This is a genomic window from Bradyrhizobium sp. 1(2017) (assembly GCF_011602485.2).
In the GTDB taxonomy this organism is placed as follows: Bacteria; Pseudomonadota; Alphaproteobacteria; order Rhizobiales; family Xanthobacteraceae; genus Bradyrhizobium.
Window position 1 is genome coordinate 6660081 of record NZ_CP050022.2, and the last position, 17778, is coordinate 6677858.

General features: G+C 64.4%; 19 protein-coding genes. 4 read left to right on the forward strand and 15 right to left on the reverse strand.

Translation table 11 applies throughout. The features are described from left to right. Positions 1 to 21 precede the first annotated feature (21 nt). The 14 genes from flgH to motA all read right to left on the reverse strand — a co-directional run bounded on the left by flgH (position 22) and on the right by motA (position 9919). Complete coding sequence (gene flgH / locus HAP40_RS31620; protein ID WP_166813888.1) at positions 22 to 729, reverse strand: flagellar basal body L-ring protein FlgH; 708 nt, start codon at positions 727 to 729, stop codon at positions 22 to 24. Continuing rightward, entirely contained in the window at positions 730 to 1467 is a 738-nt protein-coding gene (locus HAP40_RS31625) for a MotE family protein (RefSeq protein WP_166813886.1), read from the reverse strand. A 65-nt stretch (positions 1468 to 1532) separates the two neighbouring features. Then, entirely contained in the window at positions 1533 to 2663 is a 1131-nt protein-coding gene (gene flgI, locus HAP40_RS31630; RefSeq protein ID WP_166813884.1) for a flagellar basal body P-ring protein FlgI, read from the reverse strand. Continuing rightward, the gene (gene flgA, locus HAP40_RS31635; RefSeq protein WP_166813883.1) at positions 2660 to 3136 is read right to left on the reverse strand and encodes a flagellar basal body P-ring formation chaperone FlgA; all 477 of its coding nucleotides are present in this window, start codon (positions 3134 to 3136) and stop codon (positions 2660 to 2662) included. The genes flgI and flgA overlap by 4 nt, the downstream gene beginning before the upstream one ends. Before the next feature lie 13 nt (positions 3137 to 3149). Next, positions 3150 to 3938 (reverse strand): flagellar basal-body rod protein FlgG, encoded by a 789-nt coding sequence (gene flgG / locus HAP40_RS31640; protein ID WP_166813882.1) that lies wholly within the window; start codon positions 3936 to 3938, stop codon positions 3150 to 3152. Between the two features lie 18 nt (positions 3939 to 3956). Continuing rightward, a complete protein-coding gene (locus HAP40_RS31645) occupies positions 3957 to 4286 on the reverse strand; it encodes a flagellar hook-basal body complex protein FliE (protein WP_166813881.1) in 330 nt (109 codons plus the stop codon). Positions 4287 to 4288: 2 nt separating this feature from the next. Continuing rightward, the gene (gene flgC, locus HAP40_RS31650) at positions 4289 to 4705 is read right to left on the reverse strand and encodes a flagellar basal body rod protein FlgC (RefSeq protein ID WP_060735083.1); all 417 of its coding nucleotides are present in this window, start codon (positions 4703 to 4705) and stop codon (positions 4289 to 4291) included. A gap of 11 nt (positions 4706 to 4716) precedes the next feature. Continuing rightward, positions 4717 to 5097 (reverse strand): flagellar basal body rod protein FlgB, encoded by a 381-nt coding sequence (gene flgB, locus HAP40_RS31655; protein ID WP_166813879.1) that lies wholly within the window; start codon positions 5095 to 5097, stop codon positions 4717 to 4719. Between the two features lie 87 nt (positions 5098 to 5184). Continuing rightward, complete coding sequence (gene flhB / locus HAP40_RS31660; protein ID WP_166813877.1) at positions 5185 to 6270, reverse strand: flagellar biosynthesis protein FlhB; 1086 nt, start codon at positions 6268 to 6270, stop codon at positions 5185 to 5187. Positions 6271 to 6283: 13 nt separating this feature from the next. Then, on the reverse strand, positions 6284 to 7324 hold the full coding sequence (locus HAP40_RS31665) for a flagellar motor switch protein FliG (protein ID WP_128956040.1): 1041 nt from the start codon (positions 7322 to 7324) through the stop codon (positions 6284 to 6286). Positions 7325 to 7326: 2 nt separating this feature from the next. Next, complete coding sequence (gene fliN / locus HAP40_RS31670) at positions 7327 to 7716, reverse strand: flagellar motor switch protein FliN (protein ID WP_166813875.1); 390 nt, start codon at positions 7714 to 7716, stop codon at positions 7327 to 7329. A gap of 76 nt (positions 7717 to 7792) precedes the next feature. After that, on the reverse strand, positions 7793 to 8104 hold the full coding sequence (locus HAP40_RS31675; protein ID WP_166813873.1) for a hypothetical protein: 312 nt from the start codon (positions 8102 to 8104) through the stop codon (positions 7793 to 7795). Continuing rightward, positions 8085 to 9026, reverse strand: a complete 942-nt coding sequence (locus tag HAP40_RS31680) for a flagellar motor switch protein FliM (RefSeq protein WP_166813871.1) — start codon at positions 9024 to 9026, stop codon at positions 8085 to 8087. The genes HAP40_RS31675 and HAP40_RS31680 overlap by 20 nt, the downstream gene beginning before the upstream one ends. After that, positions 9023 to 9919 (reverse strand): flagellar motor stator protein MotA, encoded by an 897-nt coding sequence (gene motA, locus HAP40_RS31685; RefSeq protein WP_166813869.1) that lies wholly within the window; start codon positions 9917 to 9919, stop codon positions 9023 to 9025. Before motA ends, HAP40_RS31680 begins: the two co-directional genes overlap by 4 nt. Before the next feature lie 142 nt (positions 9920 to 10061). Here motA and HAP40_RS31690 point away from each other — a divergent pair, with 142 nt between their 5' ends. From HAP40_RS31690 to HAP40_RS31705, 4 genes are all read left to right on the forward strand, one after another. Further along, positions 10062 to 10850, forward strand: a complete 789-nt coding sequence (locus HAP40_RS31690) for a DUF1217 domain-containing protein (RefSeq protein ID WP_166813867.1) — start codon at positions 10062 to 10064, stop codon at positions 10848 to 10850. Between the two features lie 3 nt (positions 10851 to 10853). Continuing rightward, positions 10854 to 11582: a flagellar basal-body rod protein FlgF gene (gene flgF / locus HAP40_RS31695; protein WP_166813865.1), complete on the forward strand. Its 729-nt coding sequence runs from the start codon at positions 10854 to 10856 to the stop codon at positions 11580 to 11582. Between the two features lie 36 nt (positions 11583 to 11618). Next, complete coding sequence (fliI, locus tag HAP40_RS31700) at positions 11619 to 12944, forward strand: flagellar protein export ATPase FliI (protein ID WP_166813863.1); 1326 nt, start codon at positions 11619 to 11621, stop codon at positions 12942 to 12944. Positions 12945 to 13712: 768 nt separating this feature from the next. Beyond that, positions 13713 to 14348: a MarR family winged helix-turn-helix transcriptional regulator gene (locus HAP40_RS31705; RefSeq protein ID WP_166813861.1), complete on the forward strand. Its 636-nt coding sequence runs from the start codon at positions 13713 to 13715 to the stop codon at positions 14346 to 14348. Between the two features lie 1175 nt (positions 14349 to 15523). On the opposite strand, the gene HAP40_RS31710 is transcribed toward HAP40_RS31705, so the two are convergent. After that, positions 15524 to 17098: a porin gene (locus HAP40_RS31710; protein WP_166813859.1), complete on the reverse strand. Its 1575-nt coding sequence runs from the start codon at positions 17096 to 17098 to the stop codon at positions 15524 to 15526. Positions 17099 to 17778 lie beyond the last annotated feature (680 nt).

The window sequence follows — 17778 nt, forward strand, 5'->3', positions numbered from 1 at the left end:
GCGGCCTGGCCGGCGCGGATCTCAGAACGGTGCCACGGCGTCATAGATCCGATGTCCCCATCCAGGCTGCTGCACGTCAGACAGATTTCCGCGACCGCCATAGGACACGCGCGCCTCTGCAATCTTGTCGTAGGAGATCGTGTTGGCCCGCGAGATGTCGCGCGGGCGCACGATGCCGCCGACGTTGAGCACGCGCATCTCGGTGTTGACGCGAAATTCCTGCGAGCCGCTGATCATCATGTTGCCGTTCGGCAGGACGTCGGTGACGATGGCCGCAATGGACAGCTTGATGTCCTCGGTGCGATCGATCTGGCCGTTGCCCTTGATCTGGGTGTTGGTGCTGAGATTGGCGTTGGCCGTACCCGCGTCTTTCCATCCGGCCACGTCCATCAGCCAGTCGAGCCCGAACTTGATCTGCGAATCGCGCGAGCGGTCGGTCTTGTTGTCGAGCTTGGCCTTGTCCTGCATCGAGATGATCACCGTCACGACGTCGCCGGTGCGCCGGGCGCGGGGATCGCGGTAGAGATCGGTGCCGTCGTCCCAGGTCGAGCGATAGCTGACGGGCGTGCGCATGCGCGGCGTCACCGGAATTGGGTCGGCCTGCGTCCGCAGGCCGCTGCCGACCGGCGACAGCAGCGGGCCGGTCAGGACTTCGGCCGGATCGTGGTAGCAACCGGCCAAGGGCACCGATGCGAGCGCGAGCGAGAGGATGAGGATCGGCTTCTTCATCTATTTGGTCTTTCCGTCGTCCACGCGACGCATCCCGCCGAGCAGGTCGGCAAGGTGTGCGGCACGCGCCGTATCCATCTCGTTGAAGATCGCGCTCGAGCTCCTCGGGCTGAGCTTGGCGAGCACGGCGGCGGCGGTCTCGTCCGCCATGCCGGCAATCTGGGTCGCCGCGGCCTCCGGTTTCATGCGCGAATAGATCTCGACGACGCTGGCTTCGGCCTTCTTCAGGAAGTCGTCGCGCAGCGCCATCCACTTCTCATATTCTGCGCGCTTGGCTTCGACCTCGGCGATGCGCTCGCGGAGCGAGCTCTCGGCCTTCTCCAGCTCCTTGAGCTGCCAGGCCAGCCGTGCATCGACGGCGGGATCGGCGACGTTGCTACAGAACAGCGCCACCTCGTTGTCGACGGGCACGGCAGCCTGTGGCGTCGCGGGCTTTGGCGGGGTCGTGACGCTGCCGGGCCTGGCTGCGCGGACGGGCGCCGGCGCCTCGGCAGCCGGCACGGCGCCGGTGATCGCGGGTCCTGACTCTTCGGCCGCCCACGCCGTGGCACGGATGGAGCTTTCTCCTGGAGCCGGAGTGGCCGGCTTCTGCGATCCGGACGCGCGGGCACGCGCGAAGGACAGCAGGTTGAGCGGCTTCGACGGCTTCGCCTCGTCCAGCGCAAACACGGGAAAAGCGCCCGCAAGCGTCCAGACCGCAACGAGGAGGAGTTTGGCTTTGTGATCCACCTTCAGCATCGGGCCGCGCGATTCTCGGTCGAGACCAGAGCATTGAGCGACCAAGCTTGCACGACGCTTGTGCATCATTGCACGATGACATCGGCCTGGAGCGCGCCGGCCGTCTTGATCGCCTGGAGGATGGCGATGATGCCCGATGGCTTCAGCCCGATCTGGTTCAGCCCGCGCACCAGGCGCTGGAGATCGACGCCGCTCAGGATCGCCACCTGCGCGCCGGCCTCGTTGGCCTCGACCACAGTCTGCGGAACGACCACAGTCTGGCCGCGCGAGAACGGCGCCGGCTGCGACACCACAGGCATCTCGGTGACGCGAACCGTCAGATTGCCGTGCGTCACGGCGACGGTCGATATGCGCACGTCGCGTCCGATCACCACCGTGCCGGTGCGCTCGTTGATGACCACCCGCGCCGGCGTGTCCGGCTCGACCGTCAGCTCGCCGATTTCCGCCAGGAAACGGACCGGGCCGATGTGGCGCGGCTTCGACAGCACGATCGTGCGGAAGTCGCGCTCGAAGGCGATCTGCGCACGATAGCGGCCGCCGGCGTAGCGATTGATGGCGTCGAGGATGCGCGTTGCGGTGACGAAGTCAGGGTTCCTGAGCTCGAGCACCAGGAAGTCCATCTCATGGAGGCTTCCCTGCACCTCGCGCTCGACCAGCGCACCGTTCGGAATGCGTCCCGCAGTCGGCGTGCCCTGGCTGACGTTCTGTGCCTGGCCGCCGACGCTGTAGCCGGCAACCGTGATCGCGCCCTGGGCAACCGCATAGACCGCGCCGTCCGCCGCCCGCAGCGACGTCATCACCAGCGTGCCGCCGAGCAGCGAGGTCGCATCGCCGAGCGACGACACGGTCACGTCCATCCGCTCGCCGGCGCCGATCGATGGCGGCAGGTCCGCGGTCACCATCACGGCCGCGACGTTGCGCGTGCGCAAGGTGGTCGGCCGGGTGGGATTGTTGGTGCTCGTGGCCTCGTTCCTGACGTTGATGCCCATGTTCTCGAGCATCGATTGCAGGGACTGCTCCGTGAACGGCGCATTGCGGAGCGTATCGCCGGTGCCGTTCAGGCCGATGACGAGGCCGTAGCCGACGATCTGGTTCTCGCGCAGTCCCTTGATGTCGGCGATGTCCTTGATGCGGACGGCGGCCTGGGCACCGGCGGTGACGAGGAGAAGAACGAGCGCGAGCAGGACTCTGGTCATGACCCGTCCACGACCTTGACCGTGCCGTCCGGCTGAACGACACCCCTGATGATCACGCCGGTGTCGGTGTTTCGCACCGGGATAAGCGCGCCGGCCGCGCCCGATTGCATTGCCGCGCCGTATGTGACGATGGACAGGCCGCTGTCTTCCACCACGACCTTGACCATGGCGCCGCGGGCGACCGTCCAGGGATCCTCCACCGCATTGGTCGGGATCGGCTGGCCCGGCAGCAGCGTGCGGCGGGCCATGCGGCCAACCAGGACCTGACGTCCTTCGATGAACATGGCAACGCCGAGCAGATTCGGCGCGAAGCCGCGCTCGATGATCATGTCGTCCCGGATCAGCTCGCCCGCACGGATCGAGACGGCCGGCACGGGAAGCCGCTTCTCCTCGGCCGCAGCAAGGCGCGCCGAGACGAGAACCAGCAGCACGGCGGCCAACCCGCGCATGATCAGGCCCACCCTGTTCAACATCGAGACACCGGAACTAGCGCATGCCCTTCGAGACGGTCGAGGCCATTTCATCCGAGGCCTGGATGACCTTGGCGTTCATTTCGTAGGCGCGCTGAGCCGAGATCAACTCGGTGATCTCCTTGACGGGATCGACGTTGGAGGCCTCGAGATAGCGTTGGTTGATCTTGCCGTAGCCGGCATCGCCGGGCAGCCCGACGACCGGCGTGCCGGAGGCCGTGGTCTCGCGGTAGAGATTGCTGCCGAGCGGCTCGAGGCCCGCTTCGTTGGCGAAATTGGCGAGGCTGAGCTGGCCGATCTGGCGCGGATTGATTTCGGTGTCCAGCTTGGCGAACATCTGCCCGGTCTGGTTGACCGTGACCTCGACCGTTCCCTGCGGCACCGTGATCGCGGGGTCGAGCAAATAGCCGTCGATCGTGACGAGCTGACCGTTGGCGTTGGTGTTGAACGAGCCTGCGCGAGTGTATTGCACCTCGTTGTTGGGGCCGAGCACCTGGAACCAACCACGGCCGTTGATCGCGAGGTCGTAGGGGTTGCCGGTCTGCGTCAGCGCGCCCTGGATGTGCAGCTTGCGGATCGCCGCCGACTTGACGCCGAGGCCCAGGTTGCTGCCTTCCGGGATCGGCGAGGAGCCGTTGACGTTCGCAACGCCCTGCATGCGGTCCATCTGGTAGAACAGATCGGTGAATTCCGCACGCGCCCGCTTGTACGAGGTCGAGTTGATGTTGGCGATGTTGTTGGCGATGACCTCGACGTTGGTCTGCTGGGCGTTCATGCCCGTGGCCGCAATGGCGAGCGATTTCACGATCGTCACTCCCTCAGATCAAATCGACATCCGAACGACTTCTTGATAGGCCTGCACGACCTTGTCGCGAACCGCGACTGCCGTCTGCAAGGCCTGCTCGGCCGACATCAGCGCCTCCACGACGCGCCGCGTCGATTCCTTGCCCTGCATCGCCGAGATCGACGCCGCCTCGCCCGCCTTCAGCGTTCCGATCGCGTCCGTCGTCACCTGTTTCATCACCGATTCGAATCCGACCTCGTCGCCGGTCTGGATCGCGGTCGTCGCCGCCGGCGAGATCGCCTGGGTCTCGGCCGCGCGGCTTGCTGCCTGTCCGGCGGAGACCGCCGTGGATGAGATTGCCTCAAGCATTGTCAGCTCCTCAGGAGATCGATGGTCATGCCCAGCATCGACCTGACCTGTTTCACGACCTGGAGATTGGCCTCATAGGACCGGTTGACCTCGCGCATATCGGCCATCTCGATCATCATGTTGACGTTCGGCAGCTTGACGTAGCCGGCCTTGTCGGCGGCGGGATGCCCCGGATCGTACTCGACGCGATATGGCGTGGTGTCGACCCCGATCTCCTTGACCTTCGCAAGCTGCGCGCCCGAGGCACGGTCCATCGCGGCATCGAAGGTGATGGTCTTGCGCTGATACGGATCGGCTCCGGCGGTGCGCCCGGTCGAGGTCGCGTTCGCGAGGTTCTCCGAGACGATGCGCATGCGGGTCGATTGGGCTTCGAGCCCGGAGCTTGCGACCGTCAATGACGACTGTAGGGAGTCCAGCATATCAATTCACCTCAGGCCTTTGCGCTCGACAGGACCATGCGGTGAAACGAGCGCACGATCGCCGAATTCATCGAATAGTCGCGACTGACGTCGCTGCCCTTGATCATCTCCTGCTCGAGGCTGACGGAATTACCGGAGTGAACTACCTCCCAGCTGTCCTTCTTGGCGGTCTTGCGCGTATCTGTCTCGGCCGCGGATAGCTGCATGTGCGACGGCGACGTCGTCGCGAGCCTGACCGGCATGCCATCGAGCACCTTGTTGAAGGGCTCGACGTCGCGCGCCTTGAAGCCAGGCGTGTTGGCGTTGGCGACGTTGGTGGCGATGGTCGACTGGCGGAGCTCGAGGTACCGAGCCTGCGACGATGCCAGTTCAAAGAGATAAAGCGGTCCCACGACAACGCCCCGTTATGTTCTGTTGGGGACAAGCTTAGGATCGCAAGCTTTCGTCAGGCTGATGCAGCCGACGCCGTCCTCGGAAATCTATGGGACCTTCTCGGACCGCGCCGCCTGCTTGGACTGGAGGAAGTAGATGATCTCGGCGACGGGACGGAAGAATTCCGCCGGGATCATCTGATCGACCTGAACCGCCTCGTAGAGCGCGCGCGCCAGCGCCTTGTTCTCGATGACGGGAATCCGGTTCTGCTCGGCGACTTCGCGGATCTTCAGCGCGATCACGTCCATACCCCTGGCGACGACGAGTGGCGCCGCGTTCTCCTCGCGCTTATAGCGAAGCGCGATTGCGAAGTGCGTCGGGTTCGCGATCACCAGCGTCGCGCGCGCGGCGGAGGCGATCATGCGCTGGCGCGAGCGGTCGCGCGCCAGCGAGCGCAGGCGCGCCTTGATCAGCGGATCGCCCTCGGCCTGCTTGTGCTCGTCCTTGATCTCCTGCTTGGTCATGCGCAGCTCGCGCCGCCAGTGGAAACGCGACCAGGCGAGATCGATCGCGACCAGAACGATGGTCGCAATGCAGATCGCCGAGACGATCCGCATCGCGATGTTGAGGATCATCTCCGGCAGCGCCACCGGATCGGTGTACATCGCCTCGAATGCCTTCGCCTCCGACGATCGCAGCACGAAGGCGACGACGGCGGTCACCGAGGCGAGCTTGAACAGCGACTTCGCGAACTCGACGAATCCCTGCGTTCCGAACAGCCGGCTCCAGCCGCTGACCGGGGAGATGCGCGACATGTCCGGTCTGATGCGCTCCAGTACCAGGCGCGGCGCATTCTGCAGCAGCGACGAAGCCAGGCCAAATGCCATCATGATGACGACCAGCGGCGCCAGGAATCGCAGCGCCTGAAGCCCGACCACGGTGAGCAGATTCTGCGCGTCCGCCGCGGTCGTGAGGGGGAAACCTTCGGGATCGTCGAGAAAGCTCTTCAGCGTCGGCGTCAAATGCTGCACGCCCTGGCCGATCAGGAAAGCCAGGATCACCATCAGCGCCGCCATCGAGGCGAAGATGGACGCCTCCCGAGAGACCGGGATTTTGCCCTGTTCGAGCGAATCACGGACTTTCTTCTCGGTCGGCTCTTCTGTTTTGCTCTCCTTGTCGGATGTTTCTGCCATGCCCGTTCAGCGGTCAGCGGAAGACCAGCTCATCCTCCTGCTCGGGGTTGAGCTCGATTTCACCCTTCTCCGCGAGTTCGAGCGCGAGGTCGGTGATCACGCGCCGCGCCTCCAGCACGTCGCGCTGGTTCGACGGCTCGCCGATGGCGAGCTCGTGCTCGACGACGCGGCGGACGCGCGAGGCGACCGAGGACAGGATCAGCTCGCGGAAGTTCTTGTCGGTCCCCTTCAGCGCGACGACGATGCGATCGGTCGGCACCTGGTCGAAGATCATGGTGCGCGCCTTCGGCGTCAGGTTGATGACGTCGTCGAAGGTGAAGAGCAACTCCTTCAGCACTTCGGCGGATTTCGGCCGCTTCTCCGACAGGCTTTTCAGCATGTCCTCGATATGGCCGCGCTCCATCTTGTTGATGATGTCGGCGACGCGGGCGTAGGTGTCTGCGCCGAGATTGCGGGCGAAGTTGAGAGTCAGGTCCTCGTGCAGCGTCTTCTCGATGATGCGCATGGCGTCGTCGACGATCGGCTTGAGGCTCAGCACGCGCCGCATCAGCTCGTTGCGCAGGCTCGAGGGCAGCTGGCTCATGACCTTGGCGGCGCAGGCCGGCTTGACCTTGGACAGGATCAGCGCGGCGGTCTGCGGATGCTCCTTGGAGAGATAGCTTGCCAGCGAGTTTTCCGACACCGAGGAGACGCGATCCCAGACCGACCGGCTCGAATTGCCGAGCAGGTCCGACATGATCTGCGAGACCTGGTCGGCCGGAAGCACGTCGCCGAGCACGGCTTCCAGACCGCCGAGCGTGCCGAGGATATTGGCGCCCATCGAGAACTGTTGGGCGAATTCCTCGACGATCCCCTCCAGCTCCTGCGCCGTGATCGGCCGCAGCTCGGCCGCGGCCTTGGTGACGATGCGGATCTCCTGCGGCTCGAATTGCTGAAGCACGCTCGCGGCCGCCTGCCGGCCCATGGCCAGGAGCAGCGCCGCGACCTTCTCAGTTCCGCCCAGCGTTGCAACGCCTCGCTGCTTGACGGGAGCGATGCCGACCTGTGCCGCCATGGTCAGGTGTCACCCTGCCCCAGCGGACCAACGATCTCCGTCAACGAGACGCCGAAGCGGGAATTGTCCTCCTCGACCACGACCACCTCGCCGCGGGCCACGATGCGGCCGTTGACGACGACGTCGACGGGCTCGCCGACCCGGTGGTCGAGCGGCACCACGGCGCCGCGCCCGAGCTTCATCAGGTTCGCCACCGGAATGGTCGCAGATCCCAGCACCACCTGCATGGTGACGGGAATGCGCAGGATGGCATCGACATTGGCGAACTTGCCGGTCTCCTCCGCCGTGCGCGCGGCGATCTCCGCCAGCCGCTCCAGTGGAGATGCATCGCTATGCCCCTCGTCGGACCCCGATGCTCGCGTGGCAGTCTCATAGTCGAAGGATTGCGCCATTTCGTCTCGCCTCTTGGTAATTCCGCTGCCGGAGCGCCGCGTCGTCCTGGACGTATCGCTTTCGCCGACTTCGGCTTCAATGCTTGTTCACTTCGACACCTGCGGTCGCGGCGGGCCCGAGCCCGCTCCGCGCGTCGATCGCGGCGATCGCCTCGTGGGCCTGATCGATCTTCGTGCTCAGCACATTGGCGAGCCGTCCGAGATTTGCAGTGGAATCGTGCGCCGCATTGATGACCGTGTCGAAGGCGCCCGCCGTCTCCTGGACGATGGTCGAGAATTCTCCCTGGTAGCTGCGCAGCCGCGCCAGCTCGCGGTGCATCCGGGTCACCCGCATGCTGGTGAAGGCGAGCGCAATCAGCAGCACGGCATCAACGAGATAGGATATCATCGACGAACTCCCGTTTCTGATCGACGGGATCGGCCACCTGCATGGCGTAATAGCCATCGAGCTGGCCGATCTGACACCAGAACAGCACCTGGTTGTTGCTTTCGAGCCGGGCGAGCGTGCGCGGCGTGGCTTCGAGCTCGAGCACCTGCCCGACCTGGAACTTCACGACGTCGCCGAGGGATATCATCTTCTCGTCGAGCACCGCGCTCAGCGTCACCTCGGTCCGGTGGACCTCGCTCTCCATCTGCTCGCGCCAGCGCGGATCGGTCGCGCGGCCGTCGCTGACGACGACATGGGCGAGCTTCTGCCTGAGCGGGTTGAGCGCGGAGTGCGGAATGATGAGGAACATCTGGCCGCCGCGATAAAGCGCCTGCAGCATGATGTTCGCGCAGATCGACATGTTGCCGCTTCGCCCGATCGCCAGCGAGGCCATGGCGGTCTCGACCCGTTCCACGCGGAAGGTGACGTCGGAGGTCCCGGCAAAGGCGGATTGCAGCGCCTTGGCGAACCGCTCGAACAGCGCCTGGACCAGGCGGATCTCGATGTTCGAGAACGCGCGTTCGACGTCGAGCGGGGGCTCGGCGCCGTCCGACCCGAACATCGCCTCGACCATCGTGAAGACGAAATCGCGGTCCAGCATGATGATGATGCGGGAATCCCACTGCTCGGCATAGAGCACCGCCGCGACCGCGTTGGCCTCGTAGTCCTTGATGATGTCGCCGACGCGGTCGTTGGTGATGCCGTTGACCGAGAAATAGCAGGGCGTTCCGGCCATCGGCTGCAGGCTGTCGGTGCACGACGCTGCCATGCGATCGAAGATCACATTGAGCATCGGCATGCGTTCGATCGATATGCCGGCGGCGTCCAGCAGGTAGTTCGGCAGCTGCTTGCGCTGATCGACCTCGACGTCTTCCATCATCATGCGCGGGCAGCCTTCGGTTCAGCCTCGGTCGGGACGGCCTTGGGACCTGCAATCGTCTCGTTCTCGACGACGTCGATCGACGGCCGCTCGGTGCTCGCGATCATCTTGCGGCCGTGCTCGACCGCGATCTGCGGCATGGCACCGTTCATGAACGCCAGCAGCGTTTGCTTGACGATGATGTAGGGCCGGCACTTCTTCTCGCGCGTCATCTTGATCTTCAGGGCGAAGGGCGAAATGATGCCGTAGGACAGGAAGATGCCGGCGAAGGTGCCGACGAGCGCCGCGCCGATGAAGCCGCCCAGCAGCTTCGGCGACTGGTCGAGCGCCCCCATGGCCTTGATGACGCCGAGCACCGCGGCGACGATGCCGAGCGCCGGCAGCGCCTCGGACACCACCACCAGCGCATGGTAGGGCGTCAGCTTGCTCTTCACGATGGTGTGGATCTCCTCGTCCATCAGCGCCTCGATCTCGTGCGTGCGCGCATTCCCCATGATGATGAGGCGGACATAGTCGCAGATGAACTGGAGCAGCGCGGGATCGGAGAGCACGCTCGGAAACGCCTTGAAGATCTCCGAGGAGGCAGGATCGTCGATATGCGCCTCGACCTCGTTGCGGCCCTTGCCGCGCAGCTCTCGCATCAGCGCATGGAGCGCCCCGAGCAGATCGAGATAATAGCGCTCGCCGGGCACCGCGCCGGTGATGGCCTGCATGCAGGCCACGCCAGTGTCCACCACCGTCTTCCACGGATTGGCCACGATGAAGGTACCGACGGCGGTGCCAAGGATGATCACGAACTCCCACGGCTGCATGAGCACGGCCAGATGTCCGCCCATGGCGGCAAATCCGCCGAGCAGTGCCGCCACCGTGATGAAAATCCCCACGAAACTGCCCAACGCGCCGCTCCATCACCGATCCCACCGGGAATATCTAGTCGGCGAGCCTTGCGCGAAGCTGGCTTCGGTCCCGCCAGCCCCGCGCAAGCATTTCGCGGCAGCTTGAGACGGTGCCGCAGAAGTGGCCGGAGGGACGCGTGTCATGCTATCCACCATCGCGGATTACACCAGACTGACCAAGGACATGGGCAAGTCGCTGACGCAGGTCGCGACGCAGCCCGACGTCAGCCGCGAGACCGACTATTTCCTCAGTCACATCGGCAATGTGAAAACCATCGACGATTTCCTGAAGGACTACCGCCTCTACTCCTATGCGATGAAGGCCTATGGCCTCAGCGACATGACCTATGCCAAGGCGTTCATGCGCAAGGTGCTGACCGAAGGCGTCGGCAACAAGAACACCTTCGCCAACAAGCTCACCGACGTCCGCTACCGCGAATTCGCGGCGGCCTTCAATTTCGCCGCCCTCGGCGGCAGCGCCACCCAGACGGCCCAGGCCACGACCGGGACGGCGACCCAATACATCAGGCAGACGATGGAGCAGAAGGCCGGCGACCAGAACGAGGGCCTGCGGCTGGCGCTCTATTTCACCCGCAAGGCCTCGACCGTCACCACGGCCTACCAGATCCTCGCCGACAAGGCGCTGACGCAAGTGGTTCAGACCGCGCTCGGCCTGCCGTCGACGATCAGCGCGGCCGACATCGACGCCCAGGCCAAGATGATCACGGACAAGATCAAGCTCACCGACTTCCAGGATCCGGCCAAGGTCACCAAGTTCGTGCAGCGCTTCGCCGCGATGTGGGATGCGACCCAGGCCCAGAGCGACAACTCGACCAATCCGGCGCTGGTCCTGATCGGCGGCGCCTCGTCGATGGCCGGCATGGATATCGACATGCTCTCGAAACTTCAGTCCATCCGCTTCGGAAAGTAAGCCATGCAATCGGCTCTCTATGTGGGATTGTCGGCGCAGGTCGCCCTCGAAAAGCGCCTCCAGACGATCGCCAACAACGTCGCCAACGTCAACACCGCGGCGTTCCGCACCGACGTCGTCAAGTTCGAGACCGTGCTGTCGAAAGCGGGCGCGAACCCGGTCGCGTTCTCCTCGCCCGGCGACAACATCATCTCCCGCGAGATGGGCAACATCACCGAGAGCGGCAACCCGCTCGACGTCGCCGTGGTCGGACAGGGCTGGATCGCCTTTGCCGGTCCGAACGGCACGGTCTATACGCGTGACGGTCGCCTCCAGATCGCTCCCAATGGCGACCTTCAGACCGTGTCGGGCTTCCCGGTGGTCGATGCCGGCGGCGCGCAGATCACGCTCGACCCGAACGGCGGTCCGGTCTCGATCGCGCGCAGCGGCGCGATCAGCCAGGACAACAACGAGATCGGCACCATCGGCCTGTTCAACATTCCCGCGGACGCCAATCTCGAGCGCTACGGCAATTCCGGCGTCACGCCCGACCGGCCCGCAACCGCAATCGCCGACTTCTCCCGCGACGGCTTCAAGCAGGGCTATGTCGAGGGCTCCGGCGCCAATCCGATGATGGAATTGACGAAGCTGATCGCGGCCTCGCGCGCCTTCGACGGCACCAATTCGATGATCGAAGGCACCGAGAGCTCGCTCCAGAATGCAATCCGGACGCTGGGCGAACCCGGCAAATAGGCTGCGCCTCGCGCGCATTGAGGTTGGACGGTTTCCTTGAACGCTCTTCGGCAACTCGAGTGGGCGCTGCTGGAGCTTCAGCAGAGCACTCCCCTGGCAAGCGTCAGCGGCGCGATCTCCGAGATCGCGCCGACGCATTTCCGCGTGTCCGGCCTGTCGCGCTTCGTCAGGCTCGGCGAGCTCATCGGCGTCAATTCGGCCGGCAAGCCCCAGATCGGCGAGGTGGTGCGGATCGACAGCGAGGGCATCATCGCCAAGCCCTTCGACCGCCAATTCGCCGGTGGCCTCGGCTCGGTCGCCTACCGGATGCCGCCGCTGTCGTTTGCGCCCGATCCGAGCTGGAAAGGCCGCGTCATCAATGCGCTCGGCGCGCCGCTTGACGGACAGGGTCCGCTCACGCCGGGGTCGCGTGCGGTCTCCGCGGAAGCCGAGGCGCCTTCGGCCATGAAGCGCGCGCGCGTGCACAGGCCGCTGCGCACAGGCGTGCGCGTCATCGACCTGTTCGCGCCGATCTGCGCCGGCCAGCGCGTCGGCATCTTCGCCGGCTCGGGCGTCGGCAAATCGACGCTGCTTGCGATGTTGGCGCGCAGCCAGGGTTTTGACACCGTCGTGCTGGCGCTGGTCGGCGAGCGCGGCCGCGAGGTGCGCGAGTTCATCGAGGACGTGCTGGGCACCGACCGTCATCGCGCCGTCACAATCGTATCCACGGGCGATGAAAGCCCGATGATGCGGCGGTTGGCGCCGAAGACGGCGATGGCGGTGGCGGAGTATTTCCGCGACCGCGGCGAATCGGTTCTGCTGATGGTCGATTCGATCACCCGTTTCGCCCACGCCGCCCGCGAGGTCGCACTCGCCGCCGGAGAGCCCGCCGTCGCGCGTGGCTACGCGCCGACCGTCTTCACCGATCTGCCGCGCCTTCTGGAGCGCGCCGGCCCCGGCGAGGAGGGATCCGGCACGATCACCGGGATCTTCTCCGTGCTGGTCGACGGCGACGATCACAACGAGCCGATCGCCGACACCATCCGCAGCACGCTCGACGGGCACATCGTGCTCTCCAGGCACATCGCCGACCAGGCGCGCTATCCGGCCGTCGACGTCCTGGCCTCGGTCTCCCGCCTCGCCCATAACGTCTGGGATCCCGAGGAGCGCGACTTGGTGAGCAAACTGCGGGCCATGATCGCTAAATACGAGGACACGCGCGACCTTCGCCTGATGGGCGGGTACCAGTCGGGGCGCGATTCGGGCCTCGATCAAGCGGTCGACATGGTCCCGAGAATCTACAACGCGATGCGGCAGGACGCGTCGGCTGCTCCGAGCGCCGATCCTTTCCGCGAGCTCCGGGACATGCTCAAGGGCGACTGAAGCGCGACGAGAATCATCATCGCGTTTGGCAGCTGCACACTTTTCCCGCTGATGTCCCGGAGCGCAGCGCAAGCGCGCATCGCCTCATGTTTTCGACAGATGATTGCGCATGCCGCCACGCATCCAGCGCATGCAAAGGCATGACCGTCACCGGCTTTCATCGTTCGCGCATCCACCGTCCGGGTGGGAGGAGCAGGCTGGCCCGACCAGACGGGCGATTCCGCGCCCGAGGCGACAACAACCGGCGCGTGCAATTCCTGCAAGTTCCCTTGAATATTCCTGACGGATCGTACAAGTTGTGGATGACCTCGCGATGCTCATCCTCGTCATGCACAAGCTTCGATCAACTCGCATCAACGACAGACAACGACGTCCGCGAAATCAAACTGTCGCACAATTGCGTGCGTGTTCGACGTACAGCGTACTGCGTTCACCATCATGTGTTCGGAAGCGTGCGATTGTCTTGAACATTACATTCCCCTGCGACGACATCCGATCTTCGAGACCGTCTTGACTTGATTTTGTTGAGAAGCTCATTCATCGTTTCCGCGGAATACACAAGAAACGTCTGCTTGTGACTTGAACTTCAGGGGCTCCGGTTGAACTACTCCGATCCATCGTCTGCAGGCGACGGCAACTCGGGCTCCCGTGCGGCGATGACGCTGTTGGCGCGCCATCAGCGACGCAGCCCTTCGCGCCGGACCACGCGCCAGGACGCAACGCGGCTTCGGGACGCCGCAGACGATGTTCCGGGGACGAGGTAGATCCATGCCATTGGCGCGAGAGGCCGTCGAGCTGCTGGTTCAAGCGGCGAGAGCCTGGTATTTCGAAGGCAATCAGCATGGACTGCGCGATCGCGAATGGATGGCGCTGCGCTTTCTCGGCCGCGCCAATCGATTCTCGCGCACGCCGTCCGCGCTTGCGGGCTTCATCGGCGCCACCAGGGCGACGGCATCGCAGATCGTGAAGACGCTCGAGAGCAAGTCCTTCCTGGTGCGCAAGCCGTCGCATGAAGACAAGCGTTCCGTCGTGCTCCACGTCACCGCGCAGGGCGAGAAATGTCTGAGCCAGCACGACCCGATCAATCACGTGATGAATGCGGTCAGGTCGCTCGGGACCGATGAATGCGTCAAGCTGCGCGACTCGCTGCGGGAGGTTCTCAATCATCTCGACACGGCCCATCAGCGCCTCGACGCCAGCATCTGCCGGGACTGCATGTTCCTCGCCGAACGCGGCCCGGGCACCGGCAAGGGACGCACGACGGCCGAGTTCATGTGCCGGTTGTATCGCGCGCCAGTGTCGCTCGAGGAGACGGAGTTGCTGTGCACGAGTTTCGAGCGCACCCGCGACCGTCCGAAGATCGAGGAGCATCTCGATCGCGCCCGCGTGGCAAGCCAGAGGTGAGTCGCACGCGGGCCTGTCGCGTGTCGTCCTGCGCTTGGCCAGGACGACGTCATTGCGCGATCTCTCCTCGTCGTTGCGAGCGCAGCGAAGCAATCCGGAATCAGTAGCCTGGATTGCTTCGCTCCGCTCGCAATGACGGAGTGTGGCGCAGCGGCTCGGTCCTCGAATCACCACTGTCATTCCTCGCCACCGGGTCTCGCCTTGCGAACCTGATGGCGGGCTCCGCGTGGAATCCGGCAGGCCGCAGCGTATCGCTGATCACGAGCGTCTCTCGGAATATTGGATCGTCCGGTCAAGCCGGACGATGACACCGAGTGCTTGGCTGCAGACACGGCTTCACAGCCTCGCGGCGCTTTTCGCCCGAGCTTTGCTTCGTCACTTCGCCCTATAACCAAGAGGGCGCAGGGAAGGCCGGGTGCCGGCGGCACCCGCGGTCCACTGCGCGAAAGGCACACGCAGGAAGAACCGCACAGCAGCATACAGGTGAAGCCCAACACACGGCCTTCCCTGCGCGATGGTCGGACGGCTTATGCCGTGCTCTCCCGGGAGCCGAGTTCCTTCTGGCCTCCCTCACCCCGGCGAAAGTCGCCGGCACCGCGCCGGTTGACGCCAGTGCCGCATCCGCCGGGGCTTGACCGTAGCAACGACGGCCAGGACCATACGGTTTTGCCGTACGCACGGCCCGTTGGCGCCACAGGGTCCGACGGCGTTGTGCACGTTGCCATCGGAATATGACGCGACGAACCTGACAGCGCCGCTCGTCCACGCAAAGCCCTGGGCTCACGGAGAGCAATCCGCCCTGCCCACGCCTCTCGCGCACGACGCTGCTGCGTCCACCGCAAGCCCGGCCCTGCGATCACACGACACATGACCGCCCCTCAAGGGCGAGCCGGGATGGGCGACACATACGCCGTTTCCGAATTTCGGTAAAGCGGAATATTTTCGTCCGGACGGATTGACAGGGGCGACACAGGGCGAGAGCTGCAGCCCGGATGGAGCCAACGGGTCGCGCCAATGCGGACCCGATGACGGGCTCCGCGCCAATCCGGGATCGTGAGAGATGCCGAGCGAGCGCCGGATTGCGCTTTCACTCCATCAGGTTGCGAATCGCCACGCAACGAAAAACACCCGGCGGTTTCCCGCCGGGTGCTCGTTCAGATATTCGAGAGGTATTATTACCAGTTGCGCTGAGCGCGGAGGAGCAGGGTGATCGAGTCCTGATCCTTCAGCTCGTAGGCAGCAGCCGGCTTGGCGACCGGGAAGTTGTTGCCGCCGGCGATGACACCGGAATACTTCTGGTCGATGTGGGTCCAGTTCAGGTCGGCCGAGAACGTGAGGTTCTTGACCGGGGTCCAGCGGGTGATCAAACCAACCTGACCGACGTTGAAGTCAGGATTGCACGAGGTCAGGCCCGGAACCGACGAGAAGGCGCCGCCAACTCCGCAGAGGAAGGTCTTCGCGCCGCTGCCGAACTGAGCAGCCGCGTAGGCACCGTAGATCGCGGTGTTCCAGTACGGATCCCAGTTGTGGGTGTAAGCGCCACGGAAGCCCCAGGTCTTGACGGTTTCTTGCTGGCCACCGGTGATGAACACGGTGTCCGGAGCAACAACCGCAGCGACGCTCTGGTAGGCAATGCCCGAGTTGCCGTACGCGACGAACGAGCTACCCGCCAGGTTCTGGAAGTTGTAGCGGGTCGCACCGTCCGTGTAGACGCCCGAGATGTTGATCACGTCACCCGCACCGGTCGGGATGTTCTTGATCGACAGAGCGAGCTGCACGGCCCAACCCCACTTGTCGTCGGGGTGGCCAGTGGGCTCGGTGGCGCCGTAGTAGGCAACGTGGTTGTCATGCGCCGCAACCGACGCCTGGAAGAGACCCCAAGCCTGGTCGACACGCATCATGGCAACGAGGTTCGGAGAACGCGAACCGCCGATGGCGTTGGCACCCAGCGCACCGGTGGTCAAACCGGCGATCGCAGCAGCACCCGCCGCAGAGCTGATGTTGAAGTTGCCGGCCTGATAGTAGGCCGTCGCATCTTCAGCCGAGAACGACGCCGTGATGCCCTGACCGAAGTCAGCGGTGTAGGAGAACTGGTTGACACCAGTGACCGTGCCGCTGCCGCCGACGAGACCGTCGAAGTTGTTGCCGGGATAGTTGGTCCAGGGCGCGTCGAACTGCGACACGGCCTTACCCATCGTGAAGCCGGCGAACTGGATGAAGGCGTAGTACACGCCGAGCGAACCGCCCGAGGTGCCGCCGTCCGTCGGGTTGATCGACGAACCGACCAGCGCAGGCGCCGCACCGGCATTGTTGAGGGCCAGCGTGCCGGTATAGGCAGTGCCGCCGAACGCAGAACCCGTGCCCTGATAGCCGCCGGTGGTCCAGGAGAACGTCGCATCGAAGAAGGTGCGGACGACGCCGTATTCGGTCGCGGTGCGCGTGTCGATGTTGAGGTCCTGACGAGCGCGCATGGTGTAGTAGTTGCTCAGGCGGTTGTGCGCACCGGCCGGGGAGCCGATCGCCGCGCCGTAGACGCTGTTCGTGCCCAGCGCGACTTCAGCGCGCAGGTAACCACCCAGCTTGATGCAGGTGTCGGTGCCCGGGATGTAGTAGAAACCCGCACCATACAGGGAGCAGATCTTCACGTATTCGACCGCCTTGGCCTTCACGGGCAGATCGGCTGCCTGCGCTCCGCCCACGGCGATCAGACCCGCCGCTGAGCCGAGCAAAAGGCTCTTAACCAACTTCATGTTAAACCTCCAAGTTGCTCTTCAGGGATGGTCACTGACCGGGACGGCCAATTCCCCAACTCCCTCTAAATCACCGCTTTCGGCTCCTTCGCGTCTTCGGACACACCCGCATGAACGCGAGGGACTTAAGCGAATGACCTAAACGGGACGACCTTGGGATGCCCCCCTCCGTCGCGTGATCACCATGATCGATGCCCCACGCACACACAACAAGAGAACGTCGCGAAACGGACCTATGAAGCGTGTTTTCCGACGGGTGTTGCACAAAAATCACGCGAGCTCCGGGCTCGCCCTGTGCAGCAACCTATTGAAAAACAACAGGAATTATTGTTTCACGTTGCTGTGATACGGACAATCGTTCAGGGAACCCGCCGCGCTGCCCACAGTCGGCACGACGCCGGGCCGGGCTTGAGATCTTCTCTGGGACGCGAATCGAGCGTCCTCTTATCGTGATCATTTCAATCACCGGCGGTCACTTCGGCGACGGTTCCAATGTCCGAAGAGAGCAGGAAGATATTAGCCGCTCCAAGCCGGCTGGCCTCCCCCACGACCGCGCTTCGTTTGTGCTCCTGCCGGACCGCGCAGAAATCGTGCGAAAGATTTTCGAGCTCGCGATTGGAGGAATGGGGAACTGCGCACTCGCGAATTATCTCGATGAGCGAACGGTAGCGAGCTCTACC